This window comes from Xanthomonas prunicola, assembly GCF_002846205.1.
GTDB lineage: Bacteria > Pseudomonadota > Gammaproteobacteria > Xanthomonadales > Xanthomonadaceae > Xanthomonas > Xanthomonas prunicola.
The window spans coordinates 364666-382365 of sequence record NZ_PHKV01000002.1 but is presented as its reverse complement, the minus strand read 5'-3'; the positions used below and the strand labels follow the sequence as shown (position 1 = coordinate 382365).

The window sequence follows — 17700 nt, the reverse complement described above, 5'->3', positions numbered from 1 at the left end:
ACTCCCGGCATCGCCAGCCACCGCAGTCTTGCTCGCCATTCGCGCATGTCTCCGGCGAAGACAAGCAGCCTGCGTAGCCAGCTTGAGCGCTTGGATTCGCCATACGGCGCTGCGTTTGCTCCGTAACAGCAGCAAGAAAACGCCCTTGCACACCCATCCGACTGGCCGGCGGGTCATCGGCTGCACCACATGTGTCACAGCACGCCCGGCGCAAACTGTGCCAAAACCGTGACAGTGGCAAGTGCTCAGCTCGCCGTCATCACTTCAGACCCTTATTAACTCGACGTGGTGCAACGCACCAGTCCGCTGGCATGCCGTTTGCTCAGTCTCTTCCGACGTTTCCTACGTCTGCGTCGCCATTGGCAGTTACAGCGCCTGCGCCGCGGGATGTTTCAACCGACTGGTTGTTCAAACGAGAGGGGTAGACGCATATGCACCAATCTTCCTGTCGCGGCGTACGCAGCACTGCGCTGCTCATGCTTGCGCTGAGCGCAGTGCTGTCTGGCTGCAAGAAAGACACACCGGCCGAAACTGCAACGCCCGCACCCGCTGCAGCACCTGCCGCGACGCCTGCACCTGCAGCCACGGCCGTGGTCGACACCGACAGCGAGTTCACCGCCAACGCCGGCAACGCGGATAACTGGGGCGGCATTGGGCGCGACTTCGCGCTCACCCGGCATAGCCCGCTGGCCGAAATCAATCGCGACAACGTCAAGAATCTAAAGATGTCGTGGGAGATGAAAACCGACGCCACGCGCGGCCACGAAGGCCAGCCGCTGGTGATCGGCAGCATCATGTACATGGTCAGCGCGTATCCGAACAACGTGTTCGCCATCGACCTGGCGGCGCAGGACGACGGCGGTAAGGTGCTGTGGAAATACACCCCGCAACAGGACGAACGGGCGGTGGCGGTGGCGTGCTGCGACACGGTCAACCGCGGCGCCTCGTATGCCGACGGCAAGCTGGTGTTCGGTAGCCTCAGCGGCGATGTGATCGCACTCGATGCCAAGACCGGCAAGGAAGTGTGGAAGCAGAAACTCGCGCACCCGGACAAGGGTGAAACCATCACCATGGCGCCGATCATCGCTGATGGCAAAGTGGTCGCCGGCATCAGCGGCAACGAGTTCGGTGTGCTCGGGCGCGTGGCCGCCTACAACCTGTCCGATGGCAAGCAGGCGTGGTCCTGCGATGCGGCTGGTACCGACAAGGCGATCTGCCTGGGCCCGGATTTCAACAAGGCCAATCCACAGCATGGTCAGCTGGGCGATCTGGGCGTCAAGACCTTTCCCAACGAAGAATGGAAGCGTGGCGGCGGCTCTGCCTGGGGCTGGTACAGCTACGACCCGAAGTTGAAGCTGGTGTACTACGGCACCGGCAATCCCGGCCTGTGGAGCCCGTCGTATCGTTGCGGCAAGACTTCGCAGGAGGAATGCAACAACGGCGAGCATGACAACAAGTGGTCGATGACCTTGTTCGCCCGCAAGATCGATACCGGCGAGGCGGTGTGGGGTTACCAAAAGACCCCGTTCGACCAATGGGATTACGACGGCATCAACGAGCCGATCCTGGTCGACCTGACCATCGACGGCAAGCAAGTTCCCTCGGTGGTGCAGTTCGATCGTAACGGGTTTGCCTACGTGCTCGATCGTCGCGATGGCACGCTGCTGCGCGCGCACAAGTTCGTGCCGGCCAACTGGGCCGAACGCATCGACATGAAGACCGGTCGACCGGTGAAGGTGGCTGCGCATTCGCCGCTGGAACGTGGCAAGAAGGTGCAGGCATTCCCGTCGGCGATGGGGGGCAAGGACCAGCAGCCGTGTTCGGTGGATCCGGCCAATTCGGCAGTGTTCTTCTGCGGTACCAACAACTGGCACATGGAGCTGGAACCGCAGGAACGCGGCAACACCATGATGGGTCTGCCGTACGTCTTCGCCAACGTGATGATGAAGCCGAACGAGCCAGGCGCATTGGGCATCGTCAAGGCATTCGATGTGGTGGAAGGCAAGTCCAAGTGGGAGATCAAGGAGAAGTTCCCGGTGTGGAGCGGCACCCTGGTCACCGATGGCGGGCTGGTGTTCTACGGCACGCTCGATGGTTGGTTCCGTGCGGTGGACAAGGACACCGGCAAGAAGCTGTGGGAGACCAAGTTGCCGTCCGGCATCATCGGCAACCCGATCGCTTATAAGGCCAACGGCCACCAGTACGTGGCGGTGTTCTCCGGTATCGGCGGTTGGATCGGCTTGCCGGTGGCCGCAGGTCTGGATCCGTCCGATCCGTATGGCGCGCTGGGTGCGGCCGGGTTGGCCTTCGGTGCGGGCTTCGACAAAATCCCGCTCGGCGGCATGGTCCACACCTTCCGTATCGATGGCGCCGGCAAGACCGTGACCGCCAGTGCGACCCCCGCGACTGCGGCCGCAGGCGGCGGCACCGCCAACGCAGTAGCGAAGACGGCACGATGACATCCACGCAAGGCGTTGGACGCGCACCTCGGCAGCTTGCTGCCGGTGTGCGCGGCATCACCCGGCATCTGCATCAGGTGCTGGTGCTGTGTAGTCTCGGACTCGTCGCCGCAGGCTGCACACGCGAGCCGTCTTCACCGACGGCTCGCGCTTCTCATTCGGATGCGGCGTCCACTGCGGCGCCGGCATCCACCGCTTCGCCGGCAACCACGCCGGCAGCGGCATCCGCACCGCCGCCCGCTCCCGACCCGGGCGTGCTGCGTGTGTGCGCAGACCCGGGCAACATGCCGTTGTCCAACAAGGCGGGCGAAGGCTTTCAGAACAAGATTGCGCAGGTGGTGGCCGATGCCATGGGCCGTCGCCTGGAATACGAATGGCGCACCTACTACCAGCGCGGGCTGGCGCGCAGCACCATCACTGCCGGCCGCTGCGATCTGCTGATGGATCTCAACAGCGATTTCGAGCAGGGCCTGACCACGCGCCCGGTGTACCGCTCGACCTACGTGCTGGTCACGCGCAAGGGTCTGACTCTGGTGCCCACATCGCTGGACGATCCGGCGCTGAAAAAACTGCGGCTGGGCGTGTTTCAGAGCTCACCCGCCCGCCAGGCGCTCTACGAACACGGCATCAGTGGCCAGGTGCAGTACCTGTTCTACGACTCGGCCACCGCGCCGGAAGAACATCCAGGCAAGCTGGTGGAGCGTGTGGCCGCCAACGAACTGGATGCAGCCGAATCCTGGGGCCCAGTGGCCGGTTACTACGCCGCGCGCAGTAGCCTGGGCGTGGTGCCGTTGAACACCATCGACGATGCGGTGCTGGAATATTCGATGGCGTGGGCCGTATCGCGCAAGAACGCCGCACTGCGCGATGCATTTAACACCGCGCTGCAGGACAACGCCGCCAAGATCGCCGAGATCCTGCGCAGCTATCACGTGCCGCTGGTGCGCTGCAGCGACTGCATCGTGGCTGGCGATCTGGCATCGCACGGGCCGTATGTCACGCCGACGCCTACCTCCGCTGCGCCCAGCCCGGCGGCCTCGTCGCAAGAATTGGCGCAGCTGCAACTGCGCATCGCCGACGGTGCCGACCCGAACCAGGAACTGGCGCATGCGCTGGATGCCGGCGACGCCGTGCGTGCTGCATGGCTGCTGCGCCATGGCGCCGATGCCAATCACGCCAACCTGCTCGGCGAGCCGCCGTTGCATCAGGCCATCCGCAATCAGGAGCCGGATCTGGTCGGCCTATTGTTGGATGCCGGCGCAGGCCTGGACGCGCGCGACGCCAGCGGCTGGACTGCGCTGATGAAAGCCGCCTGGGCTAATGACGCGGACAGCGTCAGCAGGCTGCTTGCAAAGCGCGCCCCGGTAGACACCGTCGCCAGCGATGGCTGGAGCGCACTGGATCTTGCGGTGTCGTATGCCGACGTGGACGTGGTGCAGGCGCTGTTGGAGAAGGGCGCGAATGTGAGGCGTGCCAATCCCACTGGATTTACGCCGGTGATGTTTGCCGTCGCACGCGACGACCCGGCGATTCTGGATGCCGTGCTGGCACGCGGCGCCGAGGTCAACCACGCCAATCAGGCGGGCGTCACGGCGTTGATGTTGGCTGCAGCGGCCGGGCGCGAAGCGGTCGCCAAACGCCTGCTGGCTGCAGGTGCCGATCCGTCTGCGCGCAACCGCGACGGCAAGACCGCCGCAGAGCTGGCGCAGGCACGGGGCGATGCCGCACTGACGACGCTGCTCACCGAGGCCAGGCGCCCAGCCCGCAAATGATTGCGTCACCCGTCGCGTGCACAGGGGTGCGCGGCGTTCCCTCCGATCAAAAAGGTTCGTTCATGCGCACGCCCACCAAACGTTATCTCGATCATTCTGTCCGCGCACCGCTGTGCGCTTTGATGTTCAGCGTCGTACTGGCCGCCTGCGGCAAGGACGCGCCGCCTGCTCCGGCCGCCGATGCGCCGCCTGCTCCGGCCGCCGATGCGCCGCCTGCTCCGGCCGCCGATGCACCGCCTCCACCGGCCGCCAGCGCGCCTGCGTCTGCGCCAGCCGCCGACAACACAGCGCCTGCACCCGCACCTGCGGCCGCAGCGATGCCCAATGTGGCGGCCGGGCCTGCCCCGGATCCAGCGACTCCAGTCGCACCACCGGCCACGATCGTGCCGATTCCGAAAGGCCCCGAGGTCAAGGTCACGCCGGAGTTAGTGGCCGAAGGCAAGAAGATCTATTTTTCGGCCGGCTGCAATGCCTGCCACGGCGGTACTGGCGGCGGTGGCATGTGCCCGCCGCTGACCAACGACATCTGGGTGTATGGCAGCGACGACGACACCTTGCGCACGCTGATCAGCGAAGGCACCGCCGCCATGATTACCCATGGCAAGACCCGCATCGGGCATGAAAAGGTGGTCGGGCAGATGCCGCCGTTTGGACCGGTGCTCAAGCCCGGCGATACCGAAAAGTTGCTCGCCTTCATCCACTCGATCAACAAGACCGCAGGCAAGGCGCAATGAGGCCAGCGCCTGCTCGCTGGCCGTGCGTGCTTGCAGCAGCGATGTTGGGCACACTGTTGCTGTCAGGCTGCCAGCGCGACACTGCCACACCGACAGCGACCACCGTACCCGCGGCGACAGGCAGTGCAACACCGGCGCCGGCAACGCCGCCGGTGGTTGCGTATGTGCCCAATCAGCGCAGCGGCACGGTGTCGGTGATCGATACGCACACCGATACCGTGGTGCGCACGCTCAGCGCGCAGGGCCAGCTTGGCAAACGCCTGCAGCAGCTCTTGCCCGGCCCGCAGGGGCATCTGTACCTGATCGACGCCGAGCATCACCGGCTGGTCGAACTCGATACCGAAAAAGATGCGGTGTTGCGCAGCGTCGACATCGGCGAGAACGCCGAAGGCGTCGCGTTGTCGCCGGACGGCAAGCAGTTCGCGGTGTGCGTGGAAGGCCAGAATCAGGTGACCCTGATCGATGCGGCGCAATTCACCGTGCAGCAGGTGATCGCCACGCGCGGGCAGGCGCCGGAGCATTGCGCCTACACCCCGGATGGCAAGTGGTTGCTCACCAGCAACGAGGGCTCCAACGACATGGACATGATTGATTTGGCGGCCCGTCGATCGCGCGGCGTGGTGGCCACCAGCGGGCATCCGCGCGGCATGGCATTCGCACCTGATGGGCACAGCGTGTACATCGCGCAGGAAACCGCCAACGTGGTGGACGTGATCGACCTGCAAACGCGTCAGCGTCGCGCCAGTCTGCCGGCCGGCGTGCGTACTGCCGGTGTGGCCGTGTCGGCCGATGGCACGCGGCTATATGCCTCCAATGGCGGCGCCGGCACGGTCAGCGTGATCGACCTCAACACCGCGCGCAGCCTGGCGGACATTCCGGTCGGGCAGCGCCCGTGGAATCCGGCACTGACGCCGGCCGGCGACAAGCTCTATGTCGCCAACGGGCGCTCCAACACCGTGAGCGTGATCGATACAGCCAGTTTGCGCGAACTCAAACAGATCCCCGTCGGCGAACTGCCGTGGGGCGTGATCATCGCGCGCTAGGCGGCCGGCATGCCGACGCGCGTCAGGGAGGCCGGATGAAGACACGCGCTGCGGTGGCCTGGGGTCCGCACCAGCCGTTGACCATCGAAGAAGTGGACCTGCAGCCGCCGCGTCCCGGCGAGGTGCTGGTGCGCCTGGTTGCCACCGGCATCTGTCACGGCGATGCGCATGTGCTGGCGCATGGCCATGCCGTCAGCTTTCCGGCAATCCTGGGGCAGGAGGGCGCCGGTGTTGTCGAAGACGTCGGCATCGGCGTCACCAGCGTGCGGCCCGGCGATCATGTGATTCCGCTGTACATGCCCGAATGCGGCGTGTGCAAGTTCTGCCGTTCCGGTCGCACGAATTTGTGTCAAGCCATTCGCAGCAGTCAGGAGCGTGGCCTGATGCCCGATGGCAGCAGCCGGTTTTCGTTGCGCGGGCAGCCGATCCTGCATCACATGGGCACCAGCACGTTTTCCGAATACACCGTGCTTCCGGAGATCGCGGTCGCACGTATCCACCCGGATGCGCCGTTGGAGCAGGTCTGCCTGCTCGGCTGCACGGTCACTACCGGCGTCGGTGCGGTGCTCAACAGCACACATGTGCGGCCAGGCGATTGCGTGGCGGTGTTCGGGCTCGGCGGCATCGGTTTGTCGGTGGTGCAGGGCGCGGTGCTGGCACGGGCCGGCCGTATCATCGCGGTGGATATCGACCCCGCCAAGTTCGCACTGGCACGCACGCTGGGCGCCACCGATTGTCTGGATCCGCGCGACTACGGTGCGCCGATCCAGCAGGTGATCGTGGACCTGACCGACGGTGGCGCCGACCACAGTTTTGAATGCGTCGGCGATGTCGGCGCGATGCGGGCGGCGCTGGAGTGCTGCCACAAGGGCTGGGGCGAAAGCGTCATTCTGGGCGTGGCCGATGACGCGCAGGAAATCAGCACGCGCCCGTTTCAATTGGTGACCGGGCGGGTGTGGCGCGGCAGCGCCTTCGGCGGCGTCAAAGGGCGCAGCGAATTGCCCGGCTACGTCGAGCGTTATCTGCAGGGCGACATCCAACTGGCGCCGTTGATCACGCGCACCCTGGCTTTGGACGACATCAACCAGGCGTTGGCGGACCTGCGTGCGGCGCGTGGCATCAAATCAATCGTGGTGTACTGACGGAGGCGCAAATGGCAGCAGAAAGGGGCAGGACAGCAAGGCTGCACCGTCATGCGCTGGCAGGCGCATGCACCATCGCCTTGCTCGCACACAGCGCACTGGCTGCTGCAGCCGACGCACCGCAAATCACCTGGCTGGACCGTGTGGAGGTGACCGCCACGCCGATCCCCGGCACCACCATCGATGCGGCGCAATTGCCGTACATGGTGCAATCGGCGAGCAACGCCGAGCTATCACGCGGCCGCAGCAACAACCTGAGCGATCTACTGCAGCGGCGTTTCGTCGGCGTGGACGGCAATGATGTGCAAGGCAGCGCCTTCCAGAACGATCTCACCTTCCATGGCTTTCGCGCCTCTGCGCTGCCGGGCGCGTCGCAAGGCGTGTCGGTCTATCTGGATGGCGTGCGCGTCAACGAACCGTTCGCCGATATCGTCAGTTGGGACATGCTGCCCGAATCGGCCATCACCGCCGTGACGCTGATGCCTGGTTCCAACCCGCTGTTCGGGCCCAACACGTTGGGCGGGACAGTAGTGCTGTCCACCGCATCCGGACTGACCGCACCCGGAGTGCACGTCGAAGTAAGCATCGGCAGTGGCGCGCGCAGGCGGCTGGATGCCAGTTACGGCATCGCTGACGCGGACGGCTGGCATGGCTTTGTTGCGGTGACCGGGTTAGATGAAAACGGCTGGCGGGATGCCTCCGAAGGCCGGCTTGGCACCGTGTTTGGCAAAGTCGGTAAGCAAGGCGAGCAGACCGACTGGAGCCTGTCGTTGCTGCATGGGCGCAGCCGTCTGATCGGCAATGGTCTGCTGCCGGATACACGCTACACCGACGAAGGTCCGGAGCCAGGCCTGTATCGCGCCGATCGGCGTTCGGTGTACACCTCGCCCGATCTCACCCGCAATCGCAACACGTTGTTGACCGCCCAGTTGGATCATCGTTTCGATGAAGACACCGCGTTGCACGCCCTGGCTTACTCGCGCGTAGGGCGCCGCGACACCGTCAATGGCGATATCGGCGAAGAATACGAAGCGTTCGTCGAAGAATGCGCGTCCGGGTATGCCGCCGATGGCAGCGCGCTGGATGCCGATTGCGATGTCGCCCGCACCGATGCCGATGTGCTGCACACCGGCGCGCTCAACACCACCCAGATGCGTCAGCAAGCACAAGGCGTGGCGCTCAACCTGAGCAGGCAGTGGGGCGCGCATGCGCTCACGACCGGCGTCACCTTCGATCGCGGCCATGTGCGTTATCAGCAATTCACCGGCGACGGGTGGGTGCAGCCCGACCGCTCGGTCGTTGCCGATCCCGCTGTCGAACGCGCGTTCTTTTCCGGCGTGCGCGGGAGCACCGAGACGCTGGGCGTGTTCCTTGCCGATACCTGGGCGCTGGACGATGCCACCCATCTCACCGCGGCAGTGCGCTGGAATCACGTGGTGGTGGACAACGTGCTTTCCACGGCCGACGACGGCGATCGCCCGCGCGAGCGCTTTGTTTATGCCAAGGCCAACCCATCGCTGGGTTTGACTCATCGGCTCGCGTCTGGTGTGACGCTGTACGGCTCGGTCGCGCAGAACAGCCGTGCACCGACCGCCATCGAACTGGGCTGCGCCGACCCCACCCAGCCGTGCCGGTTGCCGACCGGCTTGCAGGCCGATCCGCGCCTTGAGCAGATCATCTCGCGGACCTACGAATTGGGTGCGCGCTGGACACCGTCTGCCGACAGCAATGCCACATTGTCGGTGTACCGCGCCGACAATCGTAACGACATTCTGTTCTTACGCGCACCGGACACGCAGCTGGGCTACTTCGACAATGTCGGCCGCACGCGCTATCAGGGCATGGATGCGGCACTGCATCTGCGCAGCGGCGACTGGCAATGGTCGGCCGGATATAGCTACCTGGATGCGACGTATCGCAGCGATGGCGAACTGCTCTCCGGCGAGCGGGTGATCGCACTACGGCCCGGGTTGCGTATTGCGGCGTTGCCGCGTCACAACCTCAAACTCGGTGCGCAATGGCAGCGCGATGCGCTGACCTTGGGCGCTGGCGTGCGCGCGGTATCTGGGCGCATCGCCAGCGGCAACGAAGACGGCCAGGTCGACAACGCCGAAGCCGGCGAGCCGGCACCTGAGCGGATCAACATCGGAACCGCTGGTTATGCACTCGTCGATTTGTATGGGCGCTGGACGCTCAGCGAGCGGTTGTCGTTGTTCGCGCGCGTCGACAACGTCTTCAACCGCCGCTATGCAACTTACGCGGCTGTGGCCGAAGACGTGTTTCCCGATGGCGAACTCGCACGCCCGCAGGACGCGCCAGTGGAGACCGGCCCCGCGCGGTTTCTCGCACCGGGCGCACCACGGCAGTATCTGATCGGGCTACGTTGGGCGCTTTGAGACCGGGATCAGGGATTCGGGATTTGGGTAGCAGCGAACCCTAGCCCCAGGACTTTGCCGCTCGTGGCGTTGTCGGGACGCTGGTAAGTCGCGCTGGTCTCGTGCGCGGTGTGCTCACCGCTCCGGGACAACGCCGCACATCCGCCCCTGGGGGGCGATGGCGGCATTCATGCCGTCATCGGTCCCACAAGCGGGGAGGGCACCGTACCAGAACCTTGGTCGGTGGTCTTATGGAAGCGGCTCGTGATGTGCAGGCGGCAAAGTAGCCGGCGCATGTCATCTGTTGCTCGCGCTGACACGTCGACCATCGCGACTTGTGCTTGCCCGCTCGCTATCGCTGCACGTACGAGTGGCACATGTGCGCCGCGCACAAGCGGCGACCGCATGAAGACAGAAAGTCGCTGTGTTATTGCTGCATGTACACCTGGCAAGAACTGCATTGGCTTGAAGGAATTCCCATTGCCCAGTCCCGCATCACTGCCCTCAGATCACCCAGTCTCCAAGCTGTGCTTGCGCAGCTTGCGGTACAGGGTGTTACGGCTGATGCCCAGGGCGTCGGCGGTGCGGCTGACATTCCAGCGGTGGCGTTCGAGTTGTTGCTGCAGCACCAGCCGCTCGGCCTGATCCAATGCGACGCGGCCAGGCATATCGTCGGCCGCGACCGCACGCCCATCGACCAGGCAGGGCGCGCTGCCGGCGTCGACGATTTCCTGCGGCAGATTCGATATGCGAATCACTCCGTCACTGCACAGCACGGCGGCCGTGCGCAGCACGTTGCGCAGTTGGCGCAGGTTGCCCGGCCAGGCGTAGCTGAGCAGCTTGTGCAGCGCGTCTTCGCTGATGCGCACGCTGTGCTCGCTGTTTTCCTCGCGCAGCAGGGTACGAATCAGTTCGGCCTTGTCGCTGCGCTCGCGTAGCGGCGGCAGGTGCAGCACCACGCCGTTGAGGCGGTAGTACAGATCTTCGCGGAACTCGCCAGCGGCCACCATTTGCATCAGGTCGCGATGGCTGGCGCTGATCACGTGCAGTTCCAGCGGCATCGCCCGGTCGCTGCCCAGCGGGGTCACGCTCTGTTCTTCCAGCACGCGCAGCAGCCGCGTCTGCAGCGGCAGCGGCATGTCGCCGATCTCGTCCAGGAACAAGTTGCCGCCGCTGGCTTGCAGCAGCTTGCCGTGGCGGCCTTCGCGTGCGGCATCGGTGAACGCGCCGCGCGCGTAGCCGAACAGTTCGCTCTCGATCAGCGCCTCGGGGATCGCCGCGCAATTCACCGCCACGAACGGCCGTGCCGCCCATAGCGAGCCGCGGTGCACCGCCTTGGCGAATTCCTCCTTGCCGGTGCCGGTGGCGCCACACAGCAGGATCGACACACGATGCGCGGCCAGCTTCAGCGCGTTGTCCAGGTTGTGGCGCATGCGCGGATCGGAGCCGATGTGTTCGGGTGAGTAGGCCGCCTCGCCATTGTCGGCGTTGGTGACGTGCGCGCCGCTAGCAACAGTGTTGCGGCGCGGCGGCTGCGCCAGGGCGAAGAAGCGGCGTCCGTGGCAGGCGCAGCGGATCGACCACAGCGTGCTGGCATCGTTGCGCGCACGCTGCTCCACGGTGTCGAAGTCCAGCTGCATCACCTGCGAGATGTCGCGCCCGACCAACAGGCTGCGCTCGCCCTTGCCGAGCTGTTCCAGCGCCGCTTCGTTGACGGCCAGCACGCAGCCGTCGGCGCCGATGGCCATCAGCGCTTCGTGCAACAGGCCGGCGAACTCCGGGCGGCTATGGAAGCGCAGGATCCACGCATGCCGGTACTGCTCCAGAAAATACGAACGCGCGATCTGCGCCGCCGACATGCGCACCAGCGCGCTGGTGTGGCGCTGCACCAGTTTGGTGTCGCGCGCGTCCGGCGTGGACGCATCCAGCACCGCCAGCAATTGCCCGTGTGGGTCGAGGATCGGCGCACCGCTGCACGATAGCGGCAGATGCCGGGCCAGGTAATGCTCGCCGCGGTGCACGCCGAGCGCGCTGCGCTCCACGGCGCAGGTGCCGATGCCGTTGGTGCCCTGGTAGCGCTCGGCCCAGCTGGCGCCGCAGAACAATCCGGTCTCGCGGAATTCGCGCAGCAGTGCCGGGTCCTGCACGCTGTGCAGGAGGGTCGCCTCGGCGTCGGCAAAGACCACCGCGTAGCCGCCGCCGGCGATCTGCTCGTAGAGGTTCTCCATCTCCACCTTGGCGATGCGCAGCACTTCGTCGAGCCGCTGCTGGCGCTCGCGCAGCCCGCTGCCATCGTGGACCATCGGCGAAGGGGGGGCATCCGGACTGAGCCCATATTCGTCCAGGCAGCGCTGCCACGAGCGCGCCAGCGCCGGCGGCAACGGTTCGATCTGGCGGAAGCGGCGCATCCGCGTCAGCAGCGCCGATTCCGCCTCGGTAGCGGACGAGGGCCCAGCCGTGGCCTGCAGGAGGTTGGCGACAGTCACTTCCGACACGTGGCGCATCCTCGGTCCCTACCCGGGACTAGAGCGGCAGTGACGCACAAACCGGGGCGAGGCTCAAACCGCGGTGCAGCAAAAACCGGATTGGAAATGCGCTGAATCAGATCACCAGCGAGGCCGCAGGACGAATGACGCCGCCCGGCACGGCTGCGGCATGCACCGACGCGGCGGTGAATCGCGCGTCTGCCGTCACTACGCCATCGCTGGACCACCGCGGTTGGGCAGGTCCATGCCGCGTTCCAGCTCGGCTTGCCTGGCTTGTTGCAGCTCCTTGCCGATCGCCAGGTTTGCCGCCTGCAGCTTCTGGTCCGATTGCTCTACCGGAGTGTTGAGCGCTTGCTCAACGTTCACCGCGGCGCGCTTGTGCGCGCCGCCCAGGTCCTTGTTGCCGTCGCCTGGACGCAGCAGGCGCTCGACCTGCGTTCGGTCGTGAGCGTGCACGAAGCTCACGCCGTCATCGGAAGCCAGGAACTTGTTGAGGTTGCCGCGCACCGTTTCGTCCAGCGCGCGATTGTTGTCCGCCTTGATGGCCTTGCCGTCGCGCTGCAGGTCGGTGGTCGTTTGGGCCTTTTCGCTTTCCGACAGCGTCAGGCTCGGCGTCTGCTTTGCGATAGGGCGCCAGTGTCTCCAGGCACCCGGCATCGTCGCCTAGCCTGTGCTGGGTGATGGCGTACTCGTTGCGAATCGCACCTTCATCGCTGAAGCTGGAAGTCGCCAGGCAATTGCGGTAAAGCGGCGCCAGCGTCGCCTCGGCTTTCACATAGTCCTTTTGATCGTAGAGCGACTGGAACGCTTTGCGCGTGCGCTGCACGGCTGCCGGTTCGCAAGTCGCCGCCAGCGGCAGGTAATCGCCTTCGAAGCTGCCGTTGCCGCCGCAATACTCCCGACACGCGTTTTCGCTGCCGCTCGCGGCGCGGATCGCGGCGCCTGCCCCAGCCTTGGCGATTTCCGGGGTGCAGGTGCCCGGATGATCGCCGTCGTCTACCGCCGCCTGGGTGCCGCGCAACTTGCCATTGAAGCTGCAACTGGCATCGGCGTTGAGCGTTTCCAGCGAGAAGCTGGAGGCATCTTGCGTCTCGGGCTCTATCGTGAGCTGCCCCCAGCCGCGCTCTGTGGCGTAGTGGCCTGGCGAAGGCCGCTGCGGCGCTGCCGTGGTGTTCGCGGGCGCAGCGGGCGACGTGATGGCGCGAGCGTGCTCGGTCTCGGTGGGGATTGAAGCAGAGGGGGAGGACGGCTGCCCGGCGTTGCCGCATCCGCACAAGGCGGCGGTGCATAGCGCCAGGCAAAGGCGGACGGCGTTGTTCGCCGAGGTCAGGCTTCCGCTGGACGGAACACGCACATGTCCCATGGCATCCTGCATTGACGCCAACACGACGAGCCTATTCCCGCGCCAACGCCTCCGCAAGCGAAGGCAGGGTGCCCGCTCGGCGCGGCGGGCATCATCCGGCCGCCGTTACAGCGCGTAGCCGAACTGCTGCTTGAACTGGTCGTTGAACTCGGCGAAGTCGAAGCGCTGGTTCTGGGTGCCGGGGTGCTCCACCTTCAGCGCGCCCATCAGGTTGCCCATGCGGCCGATGGTCAGCCAGTCGTAGCCGCCCTGGATGCCATAGATCAGGCCGGCGCGGAAGGCATCGCCGCAGCCGGTCGGGTCGACCACGCGGCGCTCGTGCGCCGGTGGAATGTCGTAGGTCTTTTCCGGGGTATGCACCAGCGCGCCCTTCGGGCCCTGGGTGGTGATGTAGGCCTGCACGCGCGAGACGATGTCCTTTTCGTCCCAGCCGGTGCGTTCCTGCAACAGGTTGGACTCGTAGTCGTTGACCACCACGTACTGGGCCTGCTCGATGAACTGGCGCAGTTCCGGGCCGTTGAACAGCGGCATCGCCTGGCCGGGATCGAAGATGAAGGGGATGCCGGCAGCAGCGAACTCTTCCGCGTTCTGGATCATGCCTTCGCGCCCGTCGGGGCCCACCAGGCCCAGGGTCACGCCCGGCACGTCCTTCACGTGATTCTCGTAGCTGCGCATCATCGCGCCCGGGTGGAACGCGGTGATCTGGTTGTTGTCGTGGTCGGTGGTGATGAAAGCCTGCGGGGTGAACAGGTCCTCGATGATCTTCACCCGCGACAGATCGATGCCCAGCGTTTCGAAGTGTTCGCGGTAGGGGCCGAAGTCCTGGCCCACCGTGCCCATCGGAATCGGCGCGCCACCGAGCAGGTGCAGGTTGTAGGCGATGTTGCCGGCGCAGCCGCCGAACTCGCGGCGCATGCGCGGCACCAGGAACGACACATTCAGGATGTGCACCTTGTCCGGCAGGATGTGGTTCTTGAACTGGTCCGGAAACACCATGATGGTGTCGTAGGCGAGGGAACCACAGATCAGTGCGGACATCGAGTCAGGCCTTTGCGTTAGGAAAACCCGCCAATTGCCGGGCATGGCAGCGGGACGACGCGAGCGCCGCGGCGCAAAGGGTAACGGCTGCGACCGATCAGGGCCAGAACCGCATGCCATGTCCGGCGTGACCGGCACATGAAAACAGATGCGCATTCTCCGATTTTTCCTTGCCCGCACCGGGGTGGATTGCTAGGCTAGCGGACTTCGTTTTCTGCCCAAAATTTCGCCAGTCTGGCGGCGGGCACGCGACTTACCCCAGGAACAATTCCCTCGATGTTCAAGAAACTGCGCGGCATGTTCTCCAACGACCTGTCCATCGATCTGGGCACGGCCAATACGCTGATCTACGTGCGCGGACAGGGCATCGTGCTGAACGAGCCGTCGGTGGTTGCGGTGCGTCAGGACCGCGCAATCGGCGGCACGCGCTCGGTGGCCGCCGTCGGCGCGGAGGCCAAGCAGATGCTCGGCCGTACCCCCGGCCACATCACCACGATCCGCCCGATGAAGGACGGGGTTATCGCCGACTTTACCTACACCGAGGCGATGCTGAAGCACTTCATCAAGAAGGTGCACAAGTCGCGCTTCCTGCGCCCCAGCCCGCGCGTGCTGGTGTGCGTGCCGGCCGGTTCCACCCAGGTCGAGCGCCGCGCCATCAAGGAATCGGCGGAAGAGGCCGGTGCGCGCGATGTCTATTTGATCGAAGAGCCGATGGCCGCTGCGATCGGTGCCGGTATGCCGGTGACCGAGGCGCGCGGTTCGATGGTCATCGACATCGGCGGCGGCACCACCGAAGTGGCGGTCATCTCGCTCAACGGCATCGTCTACTCGCAGTCGGTGCGCGTGGGCGGCGACCGTTTCGACGAGTCGATCACCAACTACGTGCGCCGTAACCACGGCATGCTGATCGGCGAAGCCACGGCCGAGCGCATCAAGCTGCAGATCGGCTGCGCCTATCCGCAGGACGAGGTGCAGGAGATGGAAATCTCCGGCCGTAACCTCGCCGAGGGCGTGCCGAAGATGATCAAGATCAACTCCAACGAAGTGCTGGAAGCGCTGCACGAGCCGTTGTCGGGCATTGTCTCGGCGGTGAAGCTGGCGCTGGAGCAGACCCCGCCGGAACTGTGCGCCGACGTCGCCGAGCGCGGCATCGTGCTCACCGGCGGCGGCGCGCTGCTGCGCGACCTGGATCGCCTGATCTCCGAAGAAACCGGCCTGCACGTGCAGGTGGCCGACGACCCGCTCACCTGCGTGGCCCGCGGCGGCGGCCGTGCGCTGGAACTGGTGGACATGCACGGCAATGAGTTCTTCGCGCCGGAGTGATGCGTTCGGGAATCGGGAATCGGAAATGGGGAATCGTGAGAGCGGTTCCTGACGACGGCCCTGAGTGGTTGCATCGCGGTCCCGCCAATGTGAGTTTTCGCCTTAGCCGTCGCGTGGGCAGCCATCTGCTCCCCGATTCCCCATTCCCGACTCCCCATTCCCGGCCCTGACAGTGCCCTCCTACGCCGGTCCTCCCGTCGCCTCCCGTCCGGGCGAAGTCACCTCCACGCTGCGCTTGCTGGTCTATCTGGTGCTGGCGATCGTCTTGATCGCGCTCGATAGCCGCGGCAGTTGGCTGAGCCAGGTGCGCATGCAGGCCAATCTGCTGATCCAGCCGATCTGGGCCGTGGCCGGGCTGCCGGGGCGCATCGGCTCGCAGGTGCGCGACAACGCCGCAACGCATGCGCAGTTGGTGGAAGAGACCCGGGATTTGCGCAATCAACTGCTGGTCGCCAACGCGCGCCTGACCCGGTTGCAGACTGCTGCGCTGGATAATGCGCAGCTGCGCGAATTGCTTAACGTGGCCGAGCGCCGCGGCCTGGATGTGCAGCTGGCGCCGATCCTGAACATCGATCTGGACCCCACCCGGCAACGCCTGTTGCTGGACGCCGGCAGCCGCGACGGCGTGCTGCTGGGCCAGGCGGTGATCGATGCCGGCGGGCTGATGGGGCAGGTGATCGAAGTCACCCCGCTGCATTCCACCGTGCTGTTGCTCACCGACCCCGACCATGCAGTGCCGGTCAGCGTCGCGCGCAACGGCGTGCGGCTGATTGTCTACGGCCGCGGCGACCGCCTGGAATTGCGCGACATTCCACTCAGTGCCGGCGTGCAGGTGGGCGACGAAATCGTCACCTCGGGCCTGGGCGGCCGCTTCCCGGCCGGCTTTCCGGTCGGCAAGGTCTCCGAATTGCACCCGGACGACACCCACGCCTTCCTGGTCGGTGAACTGACCCCCGCCGCCAAGCTCGACCGCGGCCGCGATGTGCTGTTGCTGCGCGCGGGCAAGCCGTTGCGGGTGGTGCCGGGAATCGGCAACGGCAGCAACGGCAATGGCGCGCCTGCCGCCACCACCGCGCCAGCGAACGTGCCGTTGACCGCAACGCCGCGCACACCGGCGGGTGGCGTTTCCAGCGCGGCGACCGATCCGGCACGCCCCACGACAGGTGCGGCATCGGGCGCCGGCGGCGCCACGCCGCGTACCCAGTCCGCGCCGACACAGGCAACGACTGGCGTACAGCCGGCCAGCGCGCCAGCATCCAGCCGCCCGGCCAGCACGCCCACCCGTTCTCCTGCATCGAACGAATCCAGCATCCAGAATCCCGATGCCCGCCGGGCTTCACCGCAGGGCTCACGGGCGTCAGGGAGTGCCGCATTCGGAACAGGTAACCGCAGCGCCTCACCGCCGCAGGACACCGCTCCTACCGATTCCCAAATCCCGATTCCCGATTCCCGTCCGGCTCCGCAGGAGACGGATCAATGACCCGCATGCGCAACACCTGGATTCTGCCGGCGAGCATCTTCATTGCGCTGGTACTGGGTCTGCTGCCGTTGCCGATGGTGGTGCAGCCGCTGCGGCCCTACTGGCTGGCGCTGGTGCTGGCGTATTGGGTGATCGAGGAGCCGGATCGGGTCGGACTGGGCCTGGCCTTCGTGGCTGGCGTGCTGGCTGACCTGCTGTATGGCGGGCTGCTCGGCGAGCAGGCGCTGCGGCTGGTGATCATGACCTTCATCCTGCAGCGCTTCCGCGCGCGGATGCGTTTCTTCCCGATGTCGCAGCAGGCGCTGGCCATTGGCGGACTGCTGCTCAACGACCGCATCGTGTCCTCGGCGGTGCATCTGGCGATCGGCGAGCCGACCCTGCCGTGGAGTTACTGGTGGGCGCCACTGCTGGGCATGGCGCTGTGGCCGCCGCTGTTCGTGGTGCTGGATGCGGTGCGGCTGGGCAAGCGGAGCAAGAAGTAAGCC

Annotated in this window: 11 protein-coding genes and 2 pseudogenes; 9 read left to right on the top strand and 4 right to left on the bottom strand. The window is 65.8% G+C overall.

Annotated features, from left to right (window positions below; genetic code table 11):
* Positions 1 to 431: 431 nt before the first annotated feature.
* The 6 genes from XpruCFBP8353_RS08130 to XpruCFBP8353_RS08105 are packed head-to-tail and all read left to right on the top strand — an operon-like array spanning position 432 to position 9546.
* Positions 432 to 2459, top strand: a complete 2028-nt coding sequence (locus tag XpruCFBP8353_RS08130; protein WP_341475800.1) for a methanol/ethanol family PQQ-dependent dehydrogenase — start codon at positions 432 to 434, stop codon at positions 2457 to 2459.
* Positions 2456 to 4231 (top strand): quinoprotein dehydrogenase-associated putative ABC transporter substrate-binding protein, encoded by a 1776-nt coding sequence (locus XpruCFBP8353_RS08125; protein WP_101362778.1) that lies wholly within the window; start codon positions 2456 to 2458, stop codon positions 4229 to 4231. Before XpruCFBP8353_RS08130 ends, XpruCFBP8353_RS08125 begins: the two co-directional genes overlap by 4 nt.
* A 26-nt stretch (positions 4232 to 4257) precedes the next feature.
* Entirely contained in the window at positions 4258 to 4965 is a 708-nt protein-coding gene (locus tag XpruCFBP8353_RS08120) for a c-type cytochrome (protein WP_101362777.1), read from the top strand.
* Positions 4962 to 6008: a beta-propeller fold lactonase family protein gene (locus XpruCFBP8353_RS08115; RefSeq protein WP_101362776.1), complete on the top strand. Its 1047-nt coding sequence runs from the start codon at positions 4962 to 4964 to the stop codon at positions 6006 to 6008. Before XpruCFBP8353_RS08120 ends, XpruCFBP8353_RS08115 begins: the two co-directional genes overlap by 4 nt.
* A gap of 35 nt (positions 6009 to 6043) precedes the next feature.
* Complete coding sequence (locus XpruCFBP8353_RS08110; protein ID WP_101362775.1) at positions 6044 to 7150, top strand: S-(hydroxymethyl)glutathione dehydrogenase/class III alcohol dehydrogenase; 1107 nt, start codon at positions 6044 to 6046, stop codon at positions 7148 to 7150.
* A gap of 11 nt (positions 7151 to 7161) precedes the next feature.
* A complete protein-coding gene (locus XpruCFBP8353_RS08105) occupies positions 7162 to 9546 on the top strand; it encodes a TonB-dependent receptor (RefSeq protein WP_101362774.1) in 2385 nt (794 codons plus the stop codon).
* A gap of 488 nt (positions 9547 to 10034) precedes the next feature.
* Here XpruCFBP8353_RS08105 and XpruCFBP8353_RS08100 read toward each other — a convergent pair whose 3' ends face one another.
* From XpruCFBP8353_RS08100 to XpruCFBP8353_RS08085, 4 genes and pseudogenes are all read right to left on the bottom strand, one after another.
* Entirely contained in the window at positions 10035 to 12020 is a 1986-nt protein-coding gene (locus XpruCFBP8353_RS08100) for a sigma-54-dependent Fis family transcriptional regulator (RefSeq protein ID WP_101363078.1), read from the bottom strand.
* Positions 12021 to 12392: 372 nt separating this feature from the next.
* Positions 12393 to 12638 (bottom strand): annotated as a pseudogene (locus XpruCFBP8353_RS08095) (XVIPCD domain-containing protein); the annotation flags it as partial.
* Positions 12634 to 13032 (bottom strand): annotated as a pseudogene (locus XpruCFBP8353_RS08090) (hypothetical protein); the annotation flags it as partial. The pseudogenes XpruCFBP8353_RS08090 and XpruCFBP8353_RS08095, both read right to left, overlap by 5 nt.
* A 447-nt stretch (positions 13033 to 13479) precedes the next feature.
* Entirely contained in the window at positions 13480 to 14412 is a 933-nt protein-coding gene (locus tag XpruCFBP8353_RS08085) for a carbohydrate kinase family protein (RefSeq protein ID WP_101362773.1), read from the bottom strand.
* 276 nt (positions 14413 to 14688) lie between these two features.
* Between XpruCFBP8353_RS08085 and XpruCFBP8353_RS08080 the strand changes: the two genes are divergently transcribed.
* The 3 genes from XpruCFBP8353_RS08080 to mreD all read left to right on the top strand — a co-directional run bounded on the left by XpruCFBP8353_RS08080 (position 14689) and on the right by mreD (position 17697).
* On the top strand, positions 14689 to 15735 hold the full coding sequence (locus XpruCFBP8353_RS08080; RefSeq protein WP_003482734.1) for a rod shape-determining protein: 1047 nt from the start codon (positions 14689 to 14691) through the stop codon (positions 15733 to 15735).
* Positions 15736 to 15907: 172 nt separating this feature from the next.
* Positions 15908 to 17215 carry a rod shape-determining protein MreC gene (gene mreC / locus XpruCFBP8353_RS08075; protein ID WP_101362772.1) on the top strand — a complete coding sequence of 436 codons (1308 nt, stop codon included), beginning with the start codon at positions 15908 to 15910 and terminating at the stop codon, positions 17213 to 17215.
* Entirely contained in the window at positions 17212 to 17697 is a 486-nt protein-coding gene (gene mreD, locus XpruCFBP8353_RS08070; RefSeq protein ID WP_101362771.1) for a rod shape-determining protein MreD, read from the top strand. Before mreC ends, mreD begins: the two co-directional genes overlap by 4 nt.
* Positions 17698 to 17700: the final 3 nt, after the last annotated feature.